This window comes from Kitasatospora sp. Root107, from assembly GCF_001424875.1.
Taxonomy (GTDB): domain Bacteria; phylum Actinomycetota; class Actinomycetes; order Streptomycetales; family Streptomycetaceae; genus Kitasatospora.
The window spans coordinates 77167-102029 of sequence record NZ_LMCT01000013.1 but is presented as its reverse complement, the minus strand read 5'-3'; the positions used below and the strand labels follow the sequence as shown (position 1 = coordinate 102029).

General features: G+C 69.7%; 20 protein-coding genes and 1 rRNA gene. 5 read left to right on the top strand and 16 right to left on the bottom strand.

Translation table 11 applies throughout. From position 1 onward, the window contains the following. The 9 genes from ASC99_RS15445 to ASC99_RS15405 form a co-directional block, all read right to left on the bottom strand. A 16S ribosomal RNA gene (locus ASC99_RS15445) occupies positions 1–100 on the bottom strand; the annotation flags it as partial. A 737-nt stretch (positions 101–837) separates the two neighbouring features. Further along, entirely contained in the window at positions 838–2361 is a 1524-nt protein-coding gene (locus ASC99_RS15440) for a CoA-acylating methylmalonate-semialdehyde dehydrogenase (RefSeq protein WP_057232376.1), read from the bottom strand. Positions 2362–2616: 255 nt separating this feature from the next. Next, the gene (locus ASC99_RS15435; RefSeq protein WP_057232374.1) at positions 2617–3072 is read right to left on the bottom strand and encodes a hypothetical protein; all 456 of its coding nucleotides are present in this window, start codon (positions 3070–3072) and stop codon (positions 2617–2619) included. Between the two features lie 136 nt (positions 3073–3208). Further along, entirely contained in the window at positions 3209–4603 is a 1395-nt protein-coding gene (locus ASC99_RS15430) for an FAD-binding oxidoreductase (RefSeq protein WP_057232372.1), read from the bottom strand. Between the two features lie 55 nt (positions 4604–4658). Further along, a complete protein-coding gene (locus ASC99_RS15425; RefSeq protein ID WP_057232370.1) occupies positions 4659–5462 on the bottom strand; it encodes an ABC transporter permease in 804 nt (267 codons plus the stop codon). After that, positions 5462–6385: an ABC transporter permease gene (locus ASC99_RS15420; protein WP_057232368.1), complete on the bottom strand. Its 924-nt coding sequence runs from the start codon at positions 6383–6385 to the stop codon at positions 5462–5464. The genes ASC99_RS15425 and ASC99_RS15420 overlap by 1 nt, the downstream gene beginning before the upstream one ends. Next, on the bottom strand, positions 6382–7527 hold the full coding sequence (locus tag ASC99_RS15415) for an ABC transporter ATP-binding protein (RefSeq protein WP_057232366.1): 1146 nt from the start codon (positions 7525–7527) through the stop codon (positions 6382–6384). Before ASC99_RS15415 ends, ASC99_RS15420 begins: the two co-directional genes overlap by 4 nt. Before the next feature lie 58 nt (positions 7528–7585). Next, positions 7586–8836, bottom strand: a complete 1251-nt coding sequence (locus ASC99_RS15410; protein WP_057232364.1) for a spermidine/putrescine ABC transporter substrate-binding protein — start codon at positions 8834–8836, stop codon at positions 7586–7588. A gap of 46 nt (positions 8837–8882) precedes the next feature. Beyond that, complete coding sequence (locus tag ASC99_RS15405; RefSeq protein ID WP_057232362.1) at positions 8883–10397, bottom strand: gamma-aminobutyraldehyde dehydrogenase; 1515 nt, start codon at positions 10395–10397, stop codon at positions 8883–8885. Positions 10398–10704: 307 nt separating this feature from the next. Between ASC99_RS15405 and ASC99_RS15400 the strand changes: the two genes are divergently transcribed. Further along, complete coding sequence (locus tag ASC99_RS15400; protein ID WP_235502619.1) at positions 10705–12381, top strand: PucR family transcriptional regulator ligand-binding domain-containing protein; 1677 nt, start codon at positions 10705–10707, stop codon at positions 12379–12381. 172 nt (positions 12382–12553) lie between these two features. Here ASC99_RS15400 and ASC99_RS15395 read toward each other — a convergent pair whose 3' ends face one another. The 3 genes from ASC99_RS15395 to ASC99_RS15385 form a co-directional block, all read right to left on the bottom strand. Next, positions 12554–13705: a spermidine/putrescine ABC transporter substrate-binding protein gene (locus ASC99_RS15395; protein WP_057232358.1), complete on the bottom strand. Its 1152-nt coding sequence runs from the start codon at positions 13703–13705 to the stop codon at positions 12554–12556. A gap of 64 nt (positions 13706–13769) precedes the next feature. Further along, entirely contained in the window at positions 13770–15128 is a 1359-nt protein-coding gene (locus tag ASC99_RS15390; RefSeq protein WP_057232356.1) for an aspartate aminotransferase family protein, read from the bottom strand. A gap of 175 nt (positions 15129–15303) precedes the next feature. Then, on the bottom strand, positions 15304–16749 hold the full coding sequence (locus tag ASC99_RS15385) for a gamma-aminobutyraldehyde dehydrogenase (RefSeq protein ID WP_057232354.1): 1446 nt from the start codon (positions 16747–16749) through the stop codon (positions 15304–15306). 266 nt (positions 16750–17015) lie between these two features. Here ASC99_RS15385 and ASC99_RS15380 point away from each other — a divergent pair, with 266 nt between their 5' ends. From ASC99_RS15380 to ASC99_RS15365, 4 genes are all read left to right on the top strand, one after another. Next, the gene (locus ASC99_RS15380) at positions 17016–17489 is read left to right on the top strand and encodes an Lrp/AsnC family transcriptional regulator (protein WP_057232352.1); all 474 of its coding nucleotides are present in this window, start codon (positions 17016–17018) and stop codon (positions 17487–17489) included. Next, the gene (locus ASC99_RS15375) at positions 17486–18877 is read left to right on the top strand and encodes an aspartate aminotransferase family protein (protein WP_057232350.1); all 1392 of its coding nucleotides are present in this window, start codon (positions 17486–17488) and stop codon (positions 18875–18877) included. The genes ASC99_RS15380 and ASC99_RS15375 overlap by 4 nt, the downstream gene beginning before the upstream one ends. 378 nt (positions 18878–19255) lie before the next feature. Then, on the top strand, positions 19256–19984 hold the full coding sequence (locus ASC99_RS15370; protein WP_057232348.1) for an ABC transporter ATP-binding protein: 729 nt from the start codon (positions 19256–19258) through the stop codon (positions 19982–19984). A 2-nt stretch (positions 19985–19986) separates the two neighbouring features. Further along, positions 19987–21135: a hypothetical protein gene (locus ASC99_RS15365; protein WP_057232346.1), complete on the top strand. Its 1149-nt coding sequence runs from the start codon at positions 19987–19989 to the stop codon at positions 21133–21135. A 75-nt stretch (positions 21136–21210) separates the two neighbouring features. Here ASC99_RS15365 and rlmN read toward each other — a convergent pair whose 3' ends face one another. The 4 genes from rlmN to pyrH form a co-directional block, all read right to left on the bottom strand. Beyond that, complete coding sequence (gene rlmN, locus ASC99_RS15360) at positions 21211–22311, bottom strand: 23S rRNA (adenine(2503)-C(2))-methyltransferase RlmN (protein WP_057232344.1); 1101 nt, start codon at positions 22309–22311, stop codon at positions 21211–21213. 81 nt (positions 22312–22392) lie between these two features. Beyond that, positions 22393–23412 (bottom strand): phosphatidate cytidylyltransferase, encoded by a 1020-nt coding sequence (locus tag ASC99_RS15355; protein WP_082598349.1) that lies wholly within the window; start codon positions 23410–23412, stop codon positions 22393–22395. Beyond that, positions 23412–23933 carry a ribosome recycling factor gene (gene frr, locus ASC99_RS15350; RefSeq protein WP_369824227.1) on the bottom strand — a complete coding sequence of 174 codons (522 nt, stop codon included), beginning with the start codon at positions 23931–23933 and terminating at the stop codon, positions 23412–23414. Before frr ends, ASC99_RS15355 begins: the two co-directional genes overlap by 1 nt. A 120-nt stretch (positions 23934–24053) precedes the next feature. After that, positions 24054–24809 carry a UMP kinase gene (pyrH, locus tag ASC99_RS15345; protein ID WP_057232337.1) on the bottom strand — a complete coding sequence of 252 codons (756 nt, stop codon included), beginning with the start codon at positions 24807–24809 and terminating at the stop codon, positions 24054–24056. Positions 24810–24863: the final 54 nt, after the last annotated feature.

Below are 24863 nucleotides of genomic sequence, written 5' to 3'. Positions count from 1 at the left end.
GTTCGCCACTAATCCACTCCGAAGAGCTTCATCGTTCGACTTGCATGTGTTAAGCACGCCGCCAGCGTTCGTCCTGAGCCAGGATCAAACTCTCCGTGAATGTCTRCMRGTAATCYKGYAACCACTTCGGAAGAGCGGCACGGCAACCACCGGAATAGGCGGCCCCGCGCACTGCGTCCTCGCTAGTGTTTTACTTCATAAAGGAATCTCCRACCCATCCAAAGGATAGGCCGGGGATGTCAACATATCTGGCGTTGACTTTTGGCACGCTGTTGAGTTCTCAAGGAACGGACACTTCCTTCGAGCCGCTTATCAGGCGGACCCTCCGGGCGCTTCGTTCTTTCGTKTTCCGAGCTTATCAGATGTTTTCCGCTCCGTTTTCCGGAGTTTCACTCACCGACTCRCTCTTTCCTTCGGCCTTTCGGCGCTTCCGACTCTACCAGGTTTCCCTGACCAGCCGTTCCGCGCTTCCGGAKCCTCAAGAAGCTTGTGCCGTAACCGACCTGACGGCCTGTCCGACGTTTCAAACCTTAGCCGATCCCCGCTTCACAAAGCGAATCCAGCCGCAATCCATATAAACGCACACGACAAATAGACCCGACCCGCAAAAACGCGCGAATCGGCTCGATCAGAAGATGTGTTCAGAGGATTGGCCACCCCGGGACCGTCCGCGCCGATGCGTGTCCGGTGCTCCCTGCCGAGCGACTAGGGAACACTACCCCCGCAGCGCTCCCGGTGCAAATGCCACCCGCAGGCCCACCCACCAGTCCGCCCGGCGCACGACAACGGCGGCCCGCACCNGTCACCGGTGCGGGCCGCCGTCAGATCAGGCGAGGCTCAGGAGTTGGTCGGGAACCCGAGGTTGATCCCACCGTGCGACGGGTCCAGCCACCGCGAGGTGACGGCCTTGCCGCGGGTGAAGAACTGGACGCCGTCCGGGCCGTAGGCGTGCGTGTCGCCGAACAGCGAGGCCTTCCAGCCGCCGAAGGAGTAGTAGGCGACCGGCACCGGGATCGGCACGTTGATGCCGATCATGCCGACCTCCACCTCGTGCTGGAAGCGCCGGGCCGCGCCGCCGTCATTGGTGAAGATGGCGGTGCCGTTGCCGTACGGGTTGCTGTTGATCAGCTCCAGGCCCTCCTGGTAGGAGGCGACCCGGACGACCGACAGCACGGGGCCGAAGATCTCGTCGTTGTAGACCGACATGCCGGGCTTGACGTGGTCGAACAGGGTCGGGCCGAGCCAGAAGCCGTCGGCCGTGGGGGTGCCGGTGGCGTCCTCCCCCGCGATCGCGTGCTTTCGGCCGTCCACGGCCAGCTCGGCGCCGTCGGCGAGGCCGGACTCGACGTACGAGGTGACCTTGTCGCGGTGCTGGCCGGTGACCAGCGGGCCCATCTCGCTCTCGCCGTTGCAGCCGGGGCCGACCTTGAGGGTGGCCATCCGCTGCTTGATCTTCTCGACCAGCTCGTCGCCGATCGGGTCGACCGCGACCAGGACGGAGATCGCCATGCAGCGCTCGCCGGCCGCGCCGAAGCCGGCGTTGATGGCCGCGTCGGCGCTCAGGTCGAGGTCGGCGTCCGGCAGCACCAGCATGTGGTTCTTGGCGCCGCCGAGGGCCTGCACGCGCTTGCCGTACCGGGTGCCGGTCTCGTAGACGTAGCGGGCGATCGGGGTGGAGCCGACGAAGCTGACGGCCTTGATGTCGGGGTGCTCGAGCAGGCGGTCGACGGCGACCTTGTCACCGTGCACGACGTTGAAGACGCCGTCCGGGAGGCCGGCCTCCTTCCACAGCTCGGCCATGAAGTTGGCGGCCGAGGGGTCCTTCTCGGAGGGCTTGAGGATGACGGTGTTCCCGGCCGCGATGGCGATCGGGAAGAACCACATCGGCACCATCGCCGGGAAGTTGAACGGCGAGATGATCGCCACCGGGCCGAGCGCCTGGCGGATCGAGTAGACGTCGATGCCGGTGGAGGCCTGCTCGGAGAAGCCGCCCTTCACCAACTGCGGGATGCCGCAGGCGTACTCGATGACCTCCTGACCGCGGGCCAGCTCGCCGAGGGCGTCGGAGTGCACCTTGCCGTGCTCGGAGACGATGATCGAGGCCAGCTCGTCCTTGCGGGCGTTGAACAGCTCACGGAAGGCGAAGAGCACCTGGGTGCGCTTGGCGATCGAGGCGTTCCGCCACTCGCCGAAGGCGGAGGCGGCCGCGGCCACGGCCTGGTCGACCTCGGCGATCGAGGCGAAGTCCACCTGCCCGGTGACCTGGCCGGTCGCGGGGTCGAAGATGTCGCCGCGCCGCGGGGCGGAGCCGGCGGTGGCGACGGCGGCGCCGTCGATCCAGTGGGTGATGTGCTTGCTCAAGGTCGTCTGCCTCCGAAGTCCGTTCGGCGCCTGGCCGACGGTCCCTGTACGGCGCCGCCGGCATCGGCCGGGCAGCGGGATCACGGGCTACCGCGCTCGTTCTCCAGTCTGCTCACCCGCGCGCCCCGGCTCAACGAACAGGCTGACGGGGAATGGAGATTCAGCCTTACAGGTCGTCGCCGAGCCGCTCCCGGCAGGGACGTTTCTGCACCAGCCACCACCCAGCATCAGCCACCCGTATCAACCACCCAGCCGTCACAGCAGCCGGGCCGCCGCGTCGTGCAGGGCCAGCTCCAGCACCGCCGGATCGGTCAGCTGCCCCGACCCGTCCGGTGCGGCCAGCCAGCGCAGCCCCCGGGTGGCCCCGGCCGGGTGCGGCAGCGCCACCCAGGTGCCGGCGCCCGCACTCCGTACGCCGGTGCCCACCCAGCGCCCAGCGGTGCCGACCGGCACCAGGAAGCCGAGCTGCCCGTCCGCGAAGTCCGCGTACACCGGCCCGGCGCCGCGAGCCCTGGTACCGGCCCCCCGGGCGAGCAGGTCGAAGGTCGGGTGGCCGAGCGGTCCGGGGACCAGCAGCACGTCCCAGAGCCGCCCGGCCGGGAGCAGCATGACGCCCCGGCCGCTGCTCTCCCACTCCGCTCGGCAGACCTGCGGGTCGGGTGCCGCGGCAGCCAGCCAGTTGACCGCTCGGCCGCCAGGGGTGCTCTCCATCGGTCCTCCTACTCGGGTACCTGTCAGGAGGGAGAGGCACGCAGCACCGGTCTCTTACACGTAAACGCCGAACAGAAACGCCAAAAAGCGTGGGGCGCCCCGTCGAAACGGAGCGCCCCACCCCCCAACGGCATCGTCAGCTGTCGAAGCCCAGCCCCATCCGGTCCAGCGTGCGCAGCCACAGGTTGCGCTGCCCGCCACGCCGGTCCGAGCGGTCCAGCGACCACTTGGTCATCTCGATCCCGGCCCAGCGCACCGGCTCGGGTGGGAACGGCAGCGGCTTGCTGCGCACCATCTCCAGCGCCGTACGCTCCGTCAGCTCACCGGCCAGCAGGTCGAGCATCACCTCGGCGCCGTAACGGGTGGCGCCGACACCGAGGCCGGTGAAGCCGGCCGCGTAGGCGACCTTGCCCTTGTAGGCGGTGTCGAAGAAGGCGGAGAACCGGGTGCAGGTGTCGATCGCCCCGCCCCAGGCGTTGGTGAAGCGGACGCCGTCCAGCTGCGGGAAGGTCTGGAAGAACTGCAGCGCCAGGGTGCGGAAGGTCTCCGGCCGCTGGTCGTGCTCGGCCTGCAGCTTGCTGCCGAAGTGGTAGATGGTGTCGTAGCCGCCCCAGAGGATGCGGTTGTCGGCGGAGAGCCGGAAGTAGTGGAACTTGTTGGCGCTGTCGCTCAGCCCCTGCCGTCCGGTCCAGCCGATCGAGGCGAGCTGCTCGTCGGTGAGCGGCTCGGTCATCAGGGCGTAGTCGTACACCGGGACGATGTACGGCCGGACCCGCTTGACCAGCGAGGGGAAGGCGTTGGTGCCGAGCGCGACCTTGCGGGCGAAGACCCGCCCGTACGGCGTGCGGACGGCCATCCCGCTGCCCTGCTCGGCGAGTGCCAGGCCCTTGGTGCGCTCGAAGATCCGGACGCCCTGGGCGAGGCAAGCCTCCCGCAGGCCCCAGGCGAGCTTGGCGGGGTGCAGCATGGCCACCCCCTCCTTGTCCCAGATGCCGCCCAGGAAGGTGGGCGAGTCGACCTGCTCGCGGAGCTGGTCGGCGTCCAGGAAGGTGAGCTCGCCGCCGTACTCGGTGACCGCCTCGGCGACCTCGCGCAGTTCGGCCAGCTGGTGCGGCTGGGTGGCGATGTCGATCTCGCCGGTGCGCTCCCACTCGCAGTCGATGCCGTACCGCTTGATCGAGGCCTCGATCTCGTTCAGGTTGGCCAGGCCCTGGCGCTCCAGCTCGGCCAGTTCGCCGGGCCAGCGCTGGAGGCCGTTGCCGAAGCCGTGGGTGAGGCTCGAGGCGCAGAAGCCGCCGTTGCGCCCGGACGCCGCCCAGCCGATCTCGTGACCCTCGATCAGGACGACGTCCAGCGAGGGGTCGCGCTCCTTGGCGATCAGTGCGGTCCAGAGTCCGGAGTAGCCGCCGCCGACCACCAGCAGGTCGCACCTGGTGTCACCCACCAGGGCGGGCAGGGTCTCCGGGCGGCCCGGATCCTCCAGCCAGAAGGGGGTGGGTCGGGCATCACTGAGCGCACGGGCGGAGTCCATGCCTATCAGCTACTTTCTGCGGATTGAAGGTATTTCAGCTGGTACGAACAGAATGTCAGGCTTGCGCCTTCCGACGGTTGCCGACCCACTGGCCGACCACCGTCAGCACCACGGCGGCGAGGAACATCGCGGTGCCGATCACGTTGACCTGCACCGGGATGCCGCGCTGCGAGGCGCCCCAGACGAACATCGGGAAGGTGACCGTGGTCGGTCCCGAGTTGAACTGGGTGATGATGAAGTCGTCGAAGGAGAGCGCGAAGCTGAGCAGCGCGCCGGCCGCGATGCCGGGGGCGGCGAGCGGCAGGGTCACCTTCAGGAAGGTCTGTACGGGGGTGGCGTAGAGGTCCTGGGCGGCCTGCTCCAGCCGCGGGTCCATGCTCATCACGCGGGCCTTGACCGCCGTCACCACGAAGCTCAGGCAGAACATGACGTGCGCGATCAGGATCGTGGTGAAGCCGAACGGGATCCGCATGTTGAGGAACAGGGTGCCGAGCGAGGCGGCCATCACCACCTCGGGCATCGCCATCGGCAGGAAGATCAGGCCGGTCGCGCCGCCCCTCCCCCGGAACCGGTAGCGGGCCAGCGCGAAGGCGACCATGGTGCCGAGCACGGTGGCGCCGATGGTGGCCAGCACCGCGATCTGCAGACTGAGCGAGAGCGAGCCGCACATGTCGGCGACGCCGCACGGGTCGGTCCAGGCGTCGGTGGAGAACTCGTTCCACTCGTAGTTGAACTTGCCGTTGGGCTTGTTGAACGAGAACGCCAGCACCACCAGGTTGGGCAGCACCAGGTAGGCCAGGGCGAGCACCCCGGCCAGCACCACCAGGTGGGCCCGGACCCACTTCACGATTCGGCTCATCAGACCAGTTCCTCCGTCCCGGCCTTGCGCATGTAGACCGTCACCATGCCCAGGATCAGGGCCATCAGAATGAAGCTCAGAGCGGCGGCCGTCGGGTAGTCGAGCACGTTCAGGAACTGCTTCTGGATCGCGTTGCCGATCATCTGCTCGCTCGGCGAGCCGAGCAGCTGGGCGTTGATGTAGTCGCCAGAGGCCGGGATGAAGGTGAGCAGCGTGCCCGCCACCACACCCGGCAGCGAGATCGGGAAGGTGACCTTGCGGAAGGTGGTGAACGGCCGCGCGTACAGGTCACCGGCCGCCTCGTGCAGCCTGGGGTCGATCCGCTCCAGCGAGGTGTAGAGCGGCAGGATCATGAACGGCAGGAAGTTGTACGTCAGGCCGCAGATCACCGCGAGCGGGGTGGCCAGCAGCCGCTGACCGGTGGTCAGGCCGATCGCGTCGGTGAGGCTCAGCAGGTGCAGCGCGTTCAGCGTCTCCACCACCGGGCCGCTGTCCGACAGGATGGTCTTCCAGGCCAGCGTGCGGATCAGGAAGCTGGTGAAGAACGGTGCGATCACCAGGATCAGGATGACGTTCCGCCAGCGCTTGCTCGCCTTGAAGGCGATCGTGTACGCCAGCGGGTAGCCGATCGCCAGGCAGAGCAGGGTGGCGATCGCGGAGAAGCCGAACGAGCGGACGAAGTGCCACTTGTACTCGCTCAGCGCGTCCCAGTACGTCGAGAAGTGCCAGGTCAGCTGGAAGCCCTGCTCCAGCGAACCGGTCTGCAGCGAGGTGGAGGCCTGGTAGACCATCGGCACCACGAAGAAGACCACCAGCCAGGCGAGGCCGGGCAGCAGCAGCCAGTACGGCGTCAGCCTGCGGCGCGGGGGCCGGTCCTGAAGAGGTATCACCTGGGTCGGTGCCGCCTCGGCGGTCGCGGTCACGCGGCGGCCTCCCCGGTGCCGGCGTCGATCGCCTGGGCGGCGTCCAGGCCGAAGGAGTGTGCCGGGTTCCAGTGCAGGACGACCGGGGCGCCGGGGGTGAGCCGGGTGTCGCGGTCCATGTTCTGCTCGAAGACCGCGAGTTCCTGGCCGGTCTCGGCGCGCACCACGTACTGGGTGGAGACGCCGATGAAGCTGGAGTCGACCACGGTGCCGGTGATCCGGTTGCGGCCCTCGGCCACCTCGCTGTCGGCACCGGCGATGGTGATCTTCTCCGGCCGGACGCCCAGGTAGACGCTGCTCGCCTCGGTGGCGCAGCGGGCCTTCGGCATCGCGAGCCGTGCACCGCCCGCGCTCAGCAGCAGCGAGCCGTCGGCGCTGCCGGTGACCTCGGCCGGGATCAGGTTGGACTGGCCGAGGAAGTTGGCCACGAAGGTGGAGCCCGGGTTCTCGTACAGGTCGGCGGGGGCGCCGAGCTGCTCGACCCGGCCGCCGTTCATCACCGCGATGGTGTCGGCCATGGTCATGGCCTCCTCCTGGTCGTGGGTGACGTGCACGAAGGTGATGCCGACCTCGGTCTGGATCCGCTTGAGCTCTAGCTGCATCTGCCGGCGCAGCTTGAGGTCGAGGGCGCCGAGCGGCTCGTCGAGCAGCAGCACCTGCGGGTGGTTGATCAGCGCGCGGGCGACCGCGACGCGCTGCTGCTGGCCACCGGAGAGCTGGTGCGGCTTGCGCCGGGCGTACGGGCCCAGCTCGACCAGTTCGAGCATCTCCTCGACCTGCTTCTTCACGTCCTTCTTCCCCCGGCGGCGGAGGCCGAAGGCGACGTTCTCGAAGATGTCCAGGTGCGGGAAGAGCGCGTAGCTCTGGAAGACGGTGTTCACCGGCCGCTTGTACGGCGGCAGCGCGGTGACGTCCTGACCCCCGATCAGGACGGTGCCGCTGGTGGGCTCCTCCAGGCCGGCGATCATCCGCAGCGTGGTGGTCTTGCCGCAGCCGGAGGCGCCGAGCAGGGCGAAGAAGGAGCCCTGCGGCACGGTCAGGTCGAGCGGTTGGACGGCAGTGAACGCGCCGTAGGTCTTGCCTATACCGGTGAGGCGTACGTCGCCACCGGCCGTCGCCGCCTCGCGCAGCTGCTCAGTCATGGGGGGTGTCTCTCTGTCCGGTGCTGTCTTGGCTTGAGAAGCCGAGCCGTGGTGGGGGTCAGGCGCCGATCAACTTGGAGAACTTGCTCTCGAAGTCGGTCTCCTCGGCTTCGGTCAGGCTGCGGAAGAGGTGGGTCTTGGCCGCCATCTCCCGGGTGGGCACCACCAACGGGTTCTCCGCCACCTCGGGCGCGATCTTCGCAAGCTCCGGTTCCATGCCCGCCACCGGGGAGACGTAGTTGATCCCCGCCGTGAGCTGCGCCGCGATCTCGTGCTGGTAGTAGAAGTTGATCAGCAGTTCGGCGTTCTTCTTGTGCTGGGCCTTGGCCGGCACGAGCATGTTGTCGGTGGAGGAGAGGTAGCCCTCGGCCGGGATGACGAACTCGATGTCGGGGTTGTCGGCCTTGAGCTGGATCAGGTCCCCGCCCCAGGCGATGCAGGCCGCGATGTCCCCGGACGAGAGCTCCTGGCCGTAGTCGTTACCGGTGAACTTGCGGATCTGCTTGTTGTCCACGGCCTTCTGCACCCGGGCGATCGCGGCGTCGAAGTCGTCCGCGGTGAACTTCGCGGGCTCCTTGCCCATCGAGAGCAGCACCATGCCGATGGTGTCGCGCATCTCGGAGAGGAAGGTGACCCGCCCCTTCAGCGCCGGGTCGTCCAGCAGCTGGGCGACGCTGGTGATCTCCTTCCCCTTGGTCGCCTTCTTGTTGTAGGCGATCACGGTCTGGATGCTGGTCCAGGGGTAGGAGTACTGGCGCCCCGGGTCCCAGTCGGGGGCCCGGAAGCGGGCCTCCAGGTTGGTCAGCGCATTGGTCAGGTTGGCCGGGTTCAGCTTCTGTGCCCAGCCGAGCCGGATCAGCCGGCCGGCCATCCAGTCGGTCAGCACCACCAGGTCCCGGCCGGTGTCCTGACCGGCCGCCAGCTGCGGCTTGACCTTGCCGAAGAACTCGACGTTGTCGTTGATGTCCTCGGTGTACTTGACCTTGACCCCGGTGGCGGCGGTGAAGGCGTCGAGCGTGGGGCGCTTGGTCTCGTCCTTGGCGTCCACGTCGATGTAGAGCGGCCAGTTGGAGAAGCTGAGCGTCTTGTCGGTGTCCGAGCTGTCCGGCCCGGCGGCCGGCGCGCTCTCCTGGGAGCCGGACTTGGCCGCGGGTATGCCGCAGGCCGCGAGGGTGCCCGTACCTGCCATCAGGGCCGTGGCCTGCAACAGCATCCGCCGTGACATCGCGGCCCGGCCGTTGGTCAGACTGCGCGCCCACGCCTTGCGGACGGGAGCTGACATGCCGTCGGCGATCTCGTTGAACTCCATGCTGGGGACACCCTTCGGGGGAAGAAGGTGGCGGAGCAGACGGGGGTTATCTGTCTCCGAAGACCGTGCGGTGCCAGTCCTTCCTGGCCACCGCAGTGGTGTCGAACATGACGTGCTTGAGCTGGGTGTACTCGTCCAGCGAGTACTGGGACATGTCCTTGCCGTAGCCGGAGGCCTTGTAGCCGCCGTGCGGCATCTCGCTGATGATCGGGATGTGGTCGTTGACCCAGACACAGCCGGCCTGGATCTCCCGGGTGGCGCGCAGCGAGCGGTGCACGTTCTGGGTCCACGCGGAGGCGGCCAGACCGTAGGGGGTGTCGTTGGCCAGCCGCAGACCCTCCTCGTCGGAGTCGAAGGGCAGCACGACCAGCACCGGGCCGAAGATCTCGCCCTGCACCACCTCGCTGTCCTGCGCGGCTCCGGTGATCAGGGTCGGGAGGTAGTACGCGCCGGGGGTGAGGTCGGTGCCGTCGTGGCCCGGGCCCAGGGCCTGACCACCCGTCACCACGGTGGCGTACGAGCGGGCCCGCTCGACGAAGCCGGCCACCCGGTCCCGGTGGGTGTACGAGACCAGCGGGCCGAGGTCGGTCGCGGGGTTCAGCGGGTGGCCGATCCGGACCTGGCCGTACAGCTCGGCGACCCCCGCCACGAACGCGTCGTACAGCGGGCGCTGCACGTAGGCGCGGGTGGCGGCGGTGCAGTCCTGGCCGCCGTTGATCAGCGAGGCGGCCACCGCGCCGTGCACGGCGGCGTCCAGGTCGGCGTCGTCGAAGACCACGAACGGGGCCTTGCCGCCGAGCTCCAGGTGGGTGCGCTTGACGCTCGCGGTGGCGAGCTCGGCGACCCGCTTGCCGACCGGGGTGGAGCCGGTGAAGGAGACCATCGCGACGTCCGGGTGCGAGACCAGGTGCTCGCCCGCGCCGCGCCCGGCGCCGGTGAGCACGTTGACCACACCGTCCGGGATGCCCGCCTCGGTGCAGGCCCGGGCGAACATCAGCGAGGTGAGCGGGGTCAGCTCGGCCGGCTTGAGCACGATGGTGTTGCCCGCCGCGATCGCCGGGAGGATCTTCCAGGCGGCCATCTGGAGCGGGTAGTTCCAGGGCGAGATCGAGCCGACCACGCCGATCGCCTCACGGCGGACGTACGAGGTGTGGTCACCGGAGTACTCCCCCGCGGCCTTGCCCTCCAGGTTGCGGGCGGCCCCGGCGAAGAACGAGGTGTTGTCGACCGTGCCGGGCACGTCGAACTCGGTGGAGAGCTTGATCGGCTTGCCGGTCTGCGCGGTCTCCACCCGGGCGAAGTCCTCGGCGTGCTCGGCCAGCACGGCGGCCAGCTTGAGCAGCGCCTCCGAGCGGGCACCGGGGGTGGCCAAGGACCAGGCGGGCAGCGCGGCCTTCGCGGCCGCCACGGCGGTGTCCACGTCGCCGGTCGAGGCGAGCGTGACGTGCTGGACGACGCTGCCGTCGGCCGGGTTGACGACCTGGAAGGGCTCCGTACCGGTGCCCTCGGTCAGCCGGCCCGCGATGTACTGCGCGCCTGCGCTGAAGTCGGTCAGGTCCATCAGGTTCCTCCAGGGTGCCCGGTGAGTCGGCCAGGGATCCTCGGGGTCCGGCGATCCTGACACCCGGGGGTTGCCCCTACAAGGGATTCCGCTGTTGCGTTCTCATTACGCGACGGATTTCGGGGTCAACACCGTATTCATCCCACGGCCCGTGGTCCGGGCCGGTACTGCCGACCCGCTGACGATGCCTGCTCACTCCTCGGGGTGACAAGGGTCACTCCGACAGCCTCGGCCGCAAGGGCCTTACAGGATGGAAAGGCAACAGGTCGTCCGGTCGATGCATGATTCACCTGACACCCTGCTGCCCATGGAAGGTCCTCCCGTGCTCCCCACCGTCGCCCGCGTGCTCGACCTCGACGTGATGCGACGTGGTCTGCCCCAGGTGGTGGCCGGCGCCGAACACCTGGAACGTCCGGTCCGCTGGGTGCACGTCAGCGAGCTCCCCGACGTGGCGGGCATGCTGCAGGGCGGCGAACTGGTGCTCACCACCGGCATCGCCCTGCCCGAGGACCGCGAGGGACTGGCCAGGTACGTCCGCGAGCTGGCCGACATCGGCGCCGCCGGTCTGGTGGTCGAGTTCGGCCGCCGCTACTTCGACAGCCTGCCGCGCGCCCTGGTGCACGCCGCCGAACAGCGCGGACTGCCGCTGATCGCGCTCCGTCGCGAGCTGCGCTTCGTCGCGGTCACCGAGGCCGTGCACGCGCTGGTGGTGAACGCCCAGCTGGAGCAGCTGCGGATCTCCGAAGCCGTCCACCAGGTCTTCAACGAGCTCGCCGTCGAGGGGGCCGAGCCGGCCGAGGTGGTCCGCCAGGTGGCCCGGATGGCCGGTGCCCCGGTGGTACTGGAGAACCTCGCCCACCAGGTGCTCGCACACGAGACGGCCGGCCGCCCCGAGACCGAACTGCTGGAGGGCTGGGAGCGCCGCTCGCGCGGCGTCCGCTCGCCGGGACGGACGGGCTACGACCCGCGCAGCGGCTGGCTGGTCACCGCCGTCGGCGCCCGCGGCCAGGACTGGGGACGGCTGATCCTGGTCGACGACCCCCGCACGCTGCCCGACGGCACCCCGCACCCGCACGCCATGCTGCTGGAACGCGGCGCAGCCACCCTCGCCCTCAACCGGCTGGTGGTCCGCGACCGGGAGAGCCTGGAGCGGCAGACCCACCGCACCCTGCTCTCCGGCATCCTCACCCACGCCCTGACGGTCAGTGAGGTCGCCCTTCGGGCCACCGCCCTGGGCGTACCGCTGGACACCCGCCGCCTGGTCGGCGTGGTGCTCCGGCAGCGACGCGGCCCGATCCCCGCCGCCCTGGAGGCCCAGGCCCGGCTGCGCGACTTCACCGAACTGGCCGCCACCGCGATCCGCAGCTGCCGGCTCTCCGCCCTGGTCGGCGCCCTCGACGACGAGGGCGTGGGCGTCCTGATCGCGCTCGGCTCGCAGCAGGACGAGCACACCGCGCTCGAAGGCTTCGCCGCAGCGCTGCGCAAGCTGGTCGCGGACGGGGCGCGTGACGGGGCGTCAGCGCAGCCCGTGTTCGAGCCGGTGATCGCGGTCGGCTCCTCGGTCGGCTCGGTCCGCGACGCACGGCGCACCCTGCTGGAGGCCACCCAGGTCGCCGACGCCGCCCTGCACGACGCCCCCGGCGGCCGGGCCGCCTCGTACTACCGCCTGCCGGACGTCCGGCTGCGCGGCCTGCTCCACCTGCTGCGCGACGACGCCCGCCTGCAGACCTACGTCGAACGCGAGCTGGGCCCCCTGCTGGCGTACGACGCCGAGCACGGCGGCCAGTTGGTCCAGCTGCTGCGGATCTACCTCGAACAGGGCCGCAACAAGTCGGCGGCCGCCGACGCCGCCCACCTCTCCCGCCCCTCCTTCTACGACCGCCTCCACAAGGTCGAACGCATCCTCGCCGTCGACCTCGACCAGGTCGAGTCCTGCCTCTCCCTGCACGTCGCGCTACTCGCCCTGGACGCCGTACGCCGGTGATTTGGCAGGCGCTCAGCCATGCACCACCAGGGGCTCGGGGAACTGCGAGGAGATCTGGCGCCGGGGTCACTGCGAAGGTGCCTGACCACCCACACGGGTGCAACGCTCCAGAGGTCGGCGTCGCAGTTCCCCGAGCCCCTGACCGTAGATGCTTGAGCACCTGCCAAAAGAGTCAGACGCCGGCGACCTTGCCCCAGATCCGGTGGAAGTCCGGCCGTTCCGCAGCGGTGACGTCCCGCATGGCGTGCAGCCGCGCCCGCATCTCGTCCGTCGGAAACATCAACGCCTCCTCCGCCAGCGCGGCGGTCTCCGCGTCGGCACTGTTCGCCAACACGTCCCGCGCCGCCGGCACCGGGCAGATGTACTGCACGGCCGCCGCCAACTCGGCCGCCACCTCGGGCTGGTAGTAGTAGTCGATCAGGAGCTCGGCGTTCTGCTTGTGCGCGGCCCGGTTCGGCACCATCAGGCTCTCCGCCCACAGCTCGCCACCCTCCTCGGGCACCACGAACTCGATGTCCGGGTTCTCCGCCTTGAGCTGGATCGCGTCGCCGGAGTACGCCTGGCAGGCGACCGCCGCGCCCGAGGCCAGGTCGCTGGTGTAGTCGTTGCCGGTGAACCGCCGGATGTGCCGGGTGTCCACCAGCTTCTGCACCTGCGCCATCGCCTTGTGCGCATCGTCCGCGGTGAACTTCGAGAGGTCCGCGCCCTGAGCCAGCATCAGCAGCCCGAGCGCCTCGTCCATCCCGGCGAACAGCGTGACCCGCCCCTTCAGGTCGGGCGCCCACAGGTCGGCCGTCGACCGTAGCTCCCGCCCGAGCGCCTTCCGGTTGTACGCGATGCCGGTGATCCCGGACTGCCACGGCACGCTGTGCCGACGCCCCGGGTCGAAGGCCGGCGAGGCCAGCTGCGGGTCGAGGTGCTTGGCGACGTTCGGCATGTTCGCCGCGTCGAACTGCTGCACCCAGCCGAGTGCCACGTACCGTCCGGCCATCCAGTCGCTGACCACCATCAGGTCACGGCCCGGGTCGCCGCCCTGGGCCAGCACCGGGCTGATCTTCCCGAAGAACTCGTCGTTGTCGTTGATGTCCTCGGTGTACGCGACCTCGATCCCGGCGTCCTGGGCGAACGCGTCCAGGGTCGGCCGCCCGCCCTTGTCGTCGGTGTCGATGTACTGCGTCCAGTTGGAGAAGGTCAGCGCCTTGTCGTTCTCCGATCGGTCGGTGGCGGCCCGCCGCTCCTCGGGCACGTAGGCGGCGGGAATCCCGCAGGCGGACAGGCCGAGCAGGCTCGCGGTGCCGAGCAGGGCGCGACGGGTGAAGGTCATGTGACTGGCTCCGAACAAGGGGCGGCCCCGGGCTGCATCAGCCCGGGGCCGCGACGACGGTACGTCAGCTGGTGTGCGCGTCGGTGAGGGTGAGCACCTCGTCGAGGATCGCCAGGCCGGTCTTGGCCTCCTCCTCGGTGACCGTGCACGGCGGCACCACGTGGAAGCGGTTCATGTTGACGAACGGCCAGAGCCCGCGCTGCTTGCAGGCGGCGGCCAGCTCGGCCATCGGCGCGTTGGCGGCACCGGCCGCGTTGTACGGGACCATCGGCTCCCGGGTCTGCCGGTTCTTCACCAGGTCGAGCGCCCAGAACACGCCGAGCCCGCGCACCTCACCGATCGAGGGGTGCCGCTCGGCCAGCGCCCGCAGGCCGGGGCCGATCACGGTCTCGCCGATGTGCTTGGCGTTCTCCACGATGCCCTCCTCGGCCATCGCGTTGATGGTGGCCACCGCCGAGGCGCAGGCCAGCGGGTGGCCCGAGTAGGTGAGCCCGCCGGGGAACGGCCGCTCCGCGAAGGTGGCCGCGATCTCGGCCGAGATCGCCACGCCGCCGAGCGGGACGTAGCCGGAGTTGACGCCCTTGGCGAAGGTCAGCAGGTCGGGGACGACGCCCCAGTGGTCGGCGGCGAACCACTCACCGGTCCGGCCGAAGCCCGCCATCACCTCGTCCAGGATGAAGACGATGCCGAACCGGTCGCAGATCTCCCGCACCCCGGCCAGGTAGCCGGCCGGCGGGATCAGGATGCCGGCGGTGCCGACCACGGTCTCCAGGATGATCGCGGCCACGGTGCCGGGGCCCTCGAAGGCGAGCACCTGCTCCAGGTGCTCCAGCGCGCGCTCGCACTCCTGCGCCTCGTTCTCGGCGTGGAAGTTGGAGCGGTAGGCGTACGGGCCCCAGAAGTGCACGATGCCGGAGACGCCGGTCTCGTTGGCCCAGCGACGGGGGTCGCCGGTCAGCGCGATCGCGTTGGCGGTGGCGCCGTGGTAGGAGCGATAAGTCGACATGATCTTCTGCCGGCCGGTGTGCAGCCGGGCCATCCGGATGGCGTTCTCGTTCGCCTCGGCGCCGCCGTTGGTGAAGAAGATCTTGTCCAGGTCCCCCGGCGTGCGCTCGGCGATCAGCCGGGCCGCCTCGCTGCGCGACTCGTACGCAAAGCCCGGGGCGATGGTGCAGAGCTTGGCGGCCTGCTCCTGAATCGCGGCGACCACCTTGGGGTGCTGGTGACCGATGTTGGTGTTCACCAGCTGCGAGGAGAAGTCGAGGTAGCGGTTGCCGTCGTAGTCCCAGAAGTACGAACCCTCGGCACCGGCCACCACGAGGGGGTCGATCAGCGCCTGGGCGGACCACGAGTGGAAGACGTGCGCGCGGTCGGCGGCCTTGACAGCCCGTCCGGCGGCCGAGTCAGCAGTGGGGGTGCTCATGCCCGTAAGCGTAGGGAACCGTCCGGCCGAGGTGCAGTTGCATCCTGTCAGGCGGTCCGCGTCTCACCCGACAGCCTGACAAGCAGGAGGGGCGCACCCGACCGGGTGCGCCCCTCAAGTGAGCCTGCGTCAGAAAACTAGATCGCGGTAATTCTGCGCTGACTGTCACGACCCGCTAGATCGCGGTCATGACGTGCTTCACCCGGGTGTAGTCCTCGAAGCCGTACGAGGAGAGGTCCTTGCCGTAGCCGGACTTCTTGAAGCCACCGTGCGGCATCTCGGCGACCAGCGGGATGTGGGTGTTGATCCAGACGCAGCCGAAGTCCAGTCGGCGCGACATCCGCATCGCCCGCGCGTGGTCCTTGGTCCACACCGAGGAAGCGAGCGCGAACTCGACGCCGTTCGCGTAGTCCACCGCCTGGTCCTCGTCGGTGAACTTCTGCACGGTGATGACCGGGCCGAAGACCTCGTTCTGGATGATCTCGTCGTCCTGGTTCAGACCCGAGACCACGGTCGGCGCGTAGAAGTAGCCGATCTCGCCGACGCGGTGGCCACCGGACTCGATCTTGGCGTGCGAGGGCAGGCGCTCGATGAAGCCGGCCACCTGCTTGAGCTGGTTGGCGTTGTTCAGCGGGCCGTAGAGCACGTCCTCCTCGTCCACCCCGCCGGTCTTGGTGTCGGCGGCGGCCTTGGCCAGCGCGGTCACGAAGTCGTCGTGGATGGACTCGTGCACCAGCACCCGGGTGGCGGCAGTGCAGTCCTGGCCGGCGTTGAAGAAGCCCGCGACCGAGATGCCCTCGACCGCCTCGGCGATGTCGGCGTCCTCGAAGACCACCACCGGCGCCTTGCCGCCGAGCTCCAGGTGCACCCGCTTGACGTCCTTGGACGCCGACTCGGCGACCTGGATGCCCGCGCGCACCGAGCCGGTGATCGAGGCCATCGCCGGGGTGGAGTGCTCGACCATCAGGCGGCCGGTCTCCCGGTCACCGCAGATCACGTTGAAGACACCGGCCGGGAGCTCCAGGTCCTTCAACACGCCGCCGATGATCTCGGCCAGCAGCAGGGTGGAGGCCGGGGTGGTGTCGGACGGCTTGAGCACGACCGCGTTGCCCGCCGCGATGGCCGGGGCGAACTTCCACACGGCCATCATCATCGGGTAGTTCCACGGCGCGACCTGGGCGCAGACGCCGACCGGCTCACGGCGGACGATCGAGGTCATCCCGTCCATGTACTCGCCCGCGGCCTTGCCCTCCAGCAGGCGGGCGGCACCGGCGAAGAACCGGATCTGGTCCACCATCGGACCGATCTCCTCGGACAGCGTCAGCGACCGCGGCTTGCCGGTGTTGCGACACTCCGTGTCCACGATCTCGTCGGCCCGCGCCTCGACCGCGTCCGCGATCTTGAGCAGCAGCTTCTGCCGAACGGACGGCGTGGAGTCACGCCAGAGGGGGAACGCCACGGCGGCCGAGGCCATCGCCGCGTCCACGTCCGCTGCACCGGACAGCGGCGACGTCGCGTACACCTCGCCGGTGGTCGGGTCGATCACGTCCAGCGTGCGGCCGTCCGCAGCATCGACGAACTCACCGTTGACGTAGTTGCGCAGCGTACGAAGCTCGCTCACGGGTCTCTCCTCGGTCGGGGCCTGCCACGTTGCAGGAACCGGCGCCAGGGTACTCCGGCGCCGAGTGGCCGGGCTGTGGGAGCCGCGGTCCACTGAGTGGGTTGTGCACGCCTCCGCGTGTACCTGACCAGCCTAACCGGTTGCCTTCGCTTCTCGGCAGTACTCATGGACAAGTGCCACGTAATCCGCATGCAATTTTCGAAACGACGACGAAATCAGCAGCAGAAGCGGTTGCGTACGACGAAACGATCAGGCACAGTGGCGACGTGGCCAACCGCGACCGGAACGCGAGCGTTCCCCTCGATGCCGCCTCCAAGGCGATCATCGAGCAGCTCCAGGAGGACGGGCGTCGCCCGTACGCCGCCATCGGCAAGGCTGTCGGCCTGTCCGAGGCGGCGGTACGTCAGCGGGTCCAGAAGCTGCTCGACCAAGGCGTGATGCAGATCGTCGCCGTCACCGACCCCCTCACCGTCGGCTTCACCCGCCAGGCGATGGTCGGGATCAACGTCGAAGGCGACATCGAACCCGTCGCCGACGCACTGGCCGCCCTCGACGAGGTCGACTACGTGGTCTGCACCGCAGGCTCGTTCGACCTGCTGGCCGAACTGGTCTGCGAGGACGACGAGCACCTGCTCGAACTGATCAACAAGCGCATCCGCGCGCTTCCCGGCGTGCGGAGCACCGAGAGTTTCGTTTACCTGAAGCTCCGGAAACAGACCTACACCTGGGGCACCAGATGACTGCCGACCCGGCGCAGAAGGACCTTTCCAAGACCGCCTACGACCACCTGTGGATGCACTTCACCCGCATGTCGTCGTACGAGAACTCCCCCGTGCCGACGATCGTCAAGGGCAAGGGCACCTACGTCTGGGACGACAAGGGCAAGAAGTACCTGGACGGCCTGGCCGGCCTGTTCGTCGTGCAGGCCGGTCACGGCCGCGAGGAGCTCGCCGAGGCCGCGGCCAAGCAGGCCAAGGAGCTCGCCTTCTTCCCGGTGTGGAGCTACGCCCACCCGAAGGCGATCGAGCTGGCCGAGCGGCTGGCGCACTACGCGCCGGGCGACCTGAACAAGGTCTTCTTCTCCACCGGTGGCGGCGAGGCGGTCGAGACTGCCTGGAAGCTGGCGAAGCAGTACTTCAAGCTGACCGGCAAGCCGACCAAGCACAAGGTCATCTCGCGCGCCGTCGCCTACCACGGCACCCCGCAGGGCGCCCTGTCGATCACCGGTCTGCCGGGCCTGAAGGCCCCGTTCGAGCCGCTGGTCCCGGGCACCCACAAGGCGCCGAACACCAACATCTACCGCGCCCCCGCCTTCCTGGAGCGCGACGGCAAGATCGACCCCGAGGCGTACGGCCGCTGGGCCGCCGACGAGATCGAGGTGGCGATCCTCAACGAGGGCGCCGACACCGTCGCCGCCGTCTTCGTCGAGCCGGTGCAGAACGCCGGCGGCTGCTTCCCGCCGCCGCCCGGGTACTTCGCCCGGCTGCGCGAGATCTGCGACCGGCACGACGTGCTGCTCGTCTCGGACGAGGTCATCTGCGCCTTCGGCCGCCTCGGCACCATGTTCGGCGCCGACAAGTTCGGTTACCAGCCCGACATGATCACCTGCGCCAAGGGCATGACCTCGGGCTACAGCCCGATCGGCGCCACGATCATCTCGGACCGCCTGGCCGAGCCGTTCTACAAGGGTGACAACACCTTCCTGCACGGCTACACCTTCGGTGGCCACCCGGTCTCCTCCGCGGTGGCGCTGGCCAACCTCGACATCTTCGAGCGCGAGGGCCTGAACCAGCACGTCCTGGACAACGAGGCGAACTTCCTCGGCACCCTGGACAAGCTGCGCGACCTCCCGATCGTCGGCGACGTGCGCGGCAACGGCTTCTTCTACGGCATCGAGCTCGTGAAGGACAAGGTCACCAAGGAGTCGTTCAACGACGACGAGGTCGAGCGCGTGCTCTACGGCTTCCTGTCGAAGGCGCTCTACGACAACGGCCTGTACTGCCGCGCCGACGACCGTGGCGACCCGGTCATCCAGCTGGCCCCGCCGCTGATCTCCGACCAGTCGACCTTCGACGAGATCGAGCAGATCCTGCGGGTCAGCCTCACCGACGCGTGGGCCAAGATCTGATGTAGACCGACCGGTGATTGGGGGGTGGGTGAAGGAGCGGCGTTGGGGTGCGTGCCTCGGCGGTGCCGAGGAGGGAGCCCATGCGGAGCATCGGCGACCGACGAGAAGCCGGCGAGGTGCGTGCCCCGGCGACGCGACGCCGCTCCCCAATCACCGGTCGGTCTCAGGCTTTCCGTCCCACCCTCCGCCGAAGGCGGCCCCGCTCTCCGGGGCCGCCTTCGGGCGTTCCCGGGCCGTACCGGAGGGTATTTCTTGCGGCCAACACGCCGGATTCGCCAGGGTTTGAACCTGATTGGGTCAGTGTGCCGCATCCTCGACCCGCCCCGGTCGTTCTAATCTGACGACTGTCATATCCCCGTCGGCACCAGGATGGACCTCATGTCAGCGGCCCCGCCCGACAACGACGTGCTGTGGGCCCGAGGGATCGTCAAGTCCCACCACGGCACCCCCGCCCTGCGCGGGATCTCGATCGGCGTCCGGGAGGGCGAGGTCCTCGCCGTCACCGGCCCGCGCGGCTCCGGCAAGAGCACCCTGCTGGGCTGCCTCTCCGGGCTGCTCCCGGTGGACGAGGGCGAGGTCTGGTTCAACAGCTCCCCCGTGCACACCCTGAGCCGGCTCGGCCGGGAACGGCTGCGCCGGGACCGCTTCGGCTTCGTCGGCTCCGAACCGCACCTGGTCCCGGAGCTGACGGCCCGGGAGAACGTCGCCCTGCCGCTGCTGCTCTCCGGCGCCGGTCACAAAGCCGCGTACACCGCCGCCGCCGAGTGGCTGGAGCGGCTGGACGTCGCCGACCACGCCAAGCGCCGCCCCGCCGAACTGATCCAGAGTCAGCGCCAGCGGATCGCGGTGGCCCGCGCACTCGCCCCACTGCCCGCGGTGGTCTTCGCCGACGACCCGACCGCCCCGCTGCACCGCGAGGCCAAGGACCAGGTACTGCGGATACTGGCCAGCGCCGCCCGCTCGCACCAGCTCACCCTGGTGCTCGCCACCCACGACCCCGAGCTGGTCAAGTACGCCGACCGCACCGTCGCCCTGCTGGACGGACGGCTGACCGGACCGGTCGCCCCCGTACCGCGCGGCGCCGCCGCGCTCACCGCGGGGCGCTGACCATGCTGTACTTCCGCCTGGCCCGCGGCTACCGGCCCGCCGACCTCGGCCGCTGGCTGCTCACCGCGACCGCCGCCGCCCTGGTGGCGGCCCTGCTGCTGCGCGCGCTCGGCCGCGCCCTCGGCGAACCCGCCGTCAGCTCACTGCCCCGGCTGCTCTGGTGCCTGCCACCGCTGGCCGCCGTCGGCTGGTTCGCCGCCGTCGTCGGCCGCGCCGTACCCGCCGCCCGCCCAGAACGGATCGACGGCCTGACCGCCGCCGGCGCCGGACCGGTCCGGATCCGGCTGCTGGTCGCCGGGGAGATCGCGCTCGCCTGCACCCTCGGCAGCGCCGTCGCCCTGCTGCTCTTCCTGGTCCTGCGCAACGACATCGCCGACCCCTCGCTGGCCGCCGACCTCGGTATGGGCAGCCCGCTGCCGGCCGCCGCCCCGGTCACCCTGCTGGTCCTGGTCCCGCTGGTGGCCGGGGTCTCGGCGGCCTGCGCCGTCCCGCTCACCGACCCGCTGCCGACCGGCCGGGAGCACACCGCCCCGACCGGCTTCGGCCCGCTCCGGATCGCCCTGCCCACCGGCCTGCTGCTGACCGGGACCGCCCTGGAGCTGTACGGCCTGCGGCCCGGCGCCTCGGTGGACGGCCGCCCGGTCGCGCTGCCCGGCGGGCTCGGCGACACCGGCGTGGCGGCCCTGGTCGGTTGGTCGCTCGCCGCGCTCGGCCTGGCCCTGCTCACCGCCCCGCTGCTGGCGCTGGCCGGCCGACTGCTCGCACTCGGCCGCCCCACCCCGCTCCGGCTGCTGGCCGGCCGGGGCCTGACCGCCGAGGCCCGGCGGATCGGCACCCCGCTGGCCGTGCTCGGGCTGGCCGCGGCCGCCGTGCTGGCCGCGTTCCGCTACTGGATCGGCCGCCCCGGCAGCTCCGAGACGCTGACCAGCGTCGAGGGCCTGCTGGTGGTCGCCTGCGCGCTGGCCGCCCTGCTGGTCCGGGCCGCCGAGGTGCGCAGCGCCCGACGGGACGTCAGCTCCACGCTGCTCCGGCTGGGCGCCGCACCCCGGCTGCTGTTCGGCGCTGCCGCGCTGCGGGTGCTCGCGGCGGGCACCGTACTGCTGCTCACCGGCGGCCTGACCGCGGTGCTCGCGGCGGGCGCACTCGGCTGACGGTACGACAGCGGGGCCCGCGGTACGACAGCGGGGCCCGGACGCGCGTCCGGGCCCCGCTGTCGTACCGTCAGGTCACCCTGCGGCGGCCAGCTGTCCGCAGGCGCCGTCGATCTCCTGGCCCCGGGTGTCCCGGACCGTGGTCGGCACCCCGTGCGACTGCAGCCGCCGGACGAACTCGCGCTCGTCCTCGGGGCGGGAGGCGGTCCACTTCGACCCCGGCGTCGGGTTCAGCGGGATCAGGTTGACGTGCACCCGGTGGTTCTTGATCAGGCGGCCGAGCAGGTCGGCCCGCCACGCCTGGTCGTTGATGTCCTTGATCAGCGCGTACTCGATGGAGATCCGCCGGCCGGACTGCTCCGCGTAGTTCCACGCGGCGTCCAGCACCTCGGCCACCTTCCACCGGGTGTTCACCGGCACCAGCTCGTCGCGCAGCTCGTCGTCCGGGGCGTGCAGGGAGAGCGCCAGGCGGCAGGAGAGGCCCTCGTCCGCCAGCCGGTTCATCGCCGGGACCAGGCCGACGGTGGAGACCGTGATGCCGCGCTGGGAGAGGCCGAAGCCGTCCGGCGCCGGGTCGGTCAGCCGGCGGATCGAGGCCAGCACCCGGTTGTAGTTCGCCAGCGGCTCGCCCATGCCCATGAAGACGACGTTGGACAGCCGGGCCTCGCCGCCCGGGATCTCGCCGGCCTTCAGCGAACGCATCCCGGCCGCGATCTGCTCGACGATCTCGGCGGTGGAGAGGTTCCGGGTCAGCCCGGCCTGGCCGGTGGCGCAGAACGGGCAGTTCATCCCGCAGCCCGCCTGCGAGCTGATGCACATGGTCACCCGGTCCGGGTAGCGCATCAGCACCGACTCGACCAGCGTGCCGTCGAACAGCTTCCACAGCGTCTTGCGGGTGGTGTCGTCGTCGCAGGAGACGTGCCGGACCACCGACATCAGCTCCGGCAGCAGCGCCTCAGTCAGCTTCTCCCGGCTGCCGGCCGGGATGTCCGTCCACTCGGCCGGGTCGCTCGACAGCCGTCCGAAGTAGTGGTTCGACAGCTGCTTGGCGCGGAAGGGCTGCTCGCCCAGCTCGGCGACGGCCGCCTTGCGGTCGGCGGGGGCGAGGTCGGCAAGGTGTCGCGGGGGCTTGGCGCCACGCGGCGCGACAAAGGTCAGTTCTCCGGGCTTAGGCATGGTTCATCCAGTGTCGCAGATCGACAAAGCCCCGGATGCCGTGGCATCCGGGGCTCCGGAACTGACGAGACTGACGAGATGTCAGCTGCCGACGAAGGCGGCCAGCAGCAGCCAGACCACCGGAGCGGTCGGCAGCAGCGAGTCGAGCCGGTCCATGATGCCGCCGTGGCCGGGCAGCAGGGTCCCCATGTCCTTGATGCCCAGGTCGCGCTTGATCATCGACTCGGCCAGGTCGCCCAGGGTCGCCGTGACCGCCGCGCAGGCGCCGAGGATCAGGCCCTGCCACCAGGTGCCGTCGTCGATCACGTACTGCATCAGCAGCGCGCCCGCGATCATCGAAAGACCGATGCCGCCGGCCAGACCCTCCCGGGTCTTGCCCGGGCTGATGGTCGGGGCCAGCTTGTTCTTCCCGAACTTGTAGCCGACCGCGTAGGCGCCGGTGTCACTGCAGATGGTGACGATCAGGAAGAGCAGGATCCGCTGCGGGCCGTCGTCGGCCGCCAGCATCATCACCACGAAGGTGGCCAGGAACGGCACGTAGAACGCGGTGAAGATGCCTGCCGTTATGTCGCGCAGGTAGTTCTCCGGCGGCTCGCTCATCCGCCAGATCATCACCGCGAGTCCGGTCAGCGCCAGCGCCGCGGCCGCCCACTGCGGGCCGGCCCAGTACCCCGCACCCAGCATCGCCAGACTGCCCACCAGCAGCGGGATCAGCGGCGTGCTGATCTCCTTGCGCTCGGCCAGCCGGCTGGTCAGCTCCCACACGCCCACCAGGACCGCGGCGGCCACCACGAAGAGGAAGAGCACCTTCACCACGAACAGCGAGGCGACGATCACCGCGCCGAGACCGACCCCCACCCCTATCGCGGCCTGCAGGTTGCGGCCACCGCGTTGCTTGCGGGGCTGCTGGTCGGGCTGGGCCACTGCTGTCTCCTGCCCTGGGGCGGATGTCGGGGTGGGGCGGTGCGGCATGACAGGAGTCTGTGCCGAGAGGCCGGGTCGGTACACCGGGAGCTGCTGCGAGTGACCCGTTTGGGGTCCAAGGTCACCCGCAGCAGCGGAGTCGGGCGCCGGAGACCGGCGCCCGGAAGCGTCGTGCATCAGACCTCGAGCAGCTCGGCTTCCTTGTGCTTCAGCAGCTCGTCGATCTGCGCCACGTACTTCGCCGTGGTGTCGTCGAGCTCCTTCTCGGCGCGGCGGCCGTCGTCCTCGCCGATCTCGCTGTCCTTGACCAGCTTGTCGACCGCGTCCTTGGCCTTGCGGCGGATCGCCCGGATCGAGATCTTGGCGTCCTCGCCCTTGGCCCGGGCCTGCTTGATGTACTCGCGGCGGCGCTCCTCGGTCAGCACCGGCAGCACCACCCGGATGATCGAGCCGTCGTTGGACGGGTTGACCCCGAGGTCGGAGTCGCGGATCGCGGTCTCGATGGCCTTCAGCGCGGTCTTGTCGAACGGCGCGACGACCGCCATCCGGGGCTCGGGCACCGAGAACGAGGCGAGCTGGTTGATCGGCGTCAGCGCACCGTAGTAGTCCGCGAAGATCTTGGCGAACATGGCCGGGTGCGCCCGGCCGGTCCGGATCGCCGCGAAGTCGTTCTTGGCGACCCCGACGGCCTTGTCCATCTTCTCCTCGGCCTCGAAGAGGATCTCGTCGGTCACTGTCTGCTCCCTGTCCCGTTCATCTGCTGTGGTTCCGGCCGGCGAATACCCCGGACGGCTGATTGCTGCTCAGGTGACGACTGCTCAGGCCCGGGCAGAGTCCTGGCTGATGAGTGTGCCGATCTTCTCACTGTTCACCGCGCGGGCGATATTGCCCTCCGCCAGCAGCTCGAAGACCAGCATCGGCAGATCGTTGTCCTTGCACAGCGTGATCGCGGTCAGGTCGGCCACCTTGAGGTCGCGCGCGATGACCTCGCTGTAGTCGAGGGAGTCGAACTTGACCGCCGCGGGGTTGGTGCGGGGATCGGAGTCGTACACCCCGTCGACACCGTTCTTGCCCATCAGCAGCACCTCGGCGTGGATCTCCAGGGCGCGCTGCACGGCGGTGGTGTCGGTGGAGAAGTACGGCATACCCATTCCGGCGCCGAAGATGACCACGCGGCCCTTCTCCAGGTGCCGGACGGCCCGCAGCGGCAGGTACGGCTCAGCGACCTGGCCCATCGTGATGGCGGTCTGGACCCGGGTCTCGATGCCTTCCTTGATCAGGAAGTCCTGCAGCGCCAGGCAGTTCATCACGGTGCCGAGCATGCCCATGTAGTCGGAGCGCGCCCGGTCCATGCCGCGGACCTGCAGCTCGGCGCCGCGGAAGAAGTTGCCGCCGCCGATCACGATCGCCACTTCGGTACCGCCACGGACCACCGTGGCGATCTCACGGGCGATCTTGTGCACGACATCCGGGTCGACGCCGAGGCCGCCACCACCGGCGAACGCCTCACCGGACAGCTTGAGCAGAACCCGCCGACGGTTGCTCTCCTGCACGGTCTCCTGCGTCTCCGTCATGGACTTCTCCTTCTCCACCTACTGGTTCACAGACGGGGCCGCCGACGGGCAGTG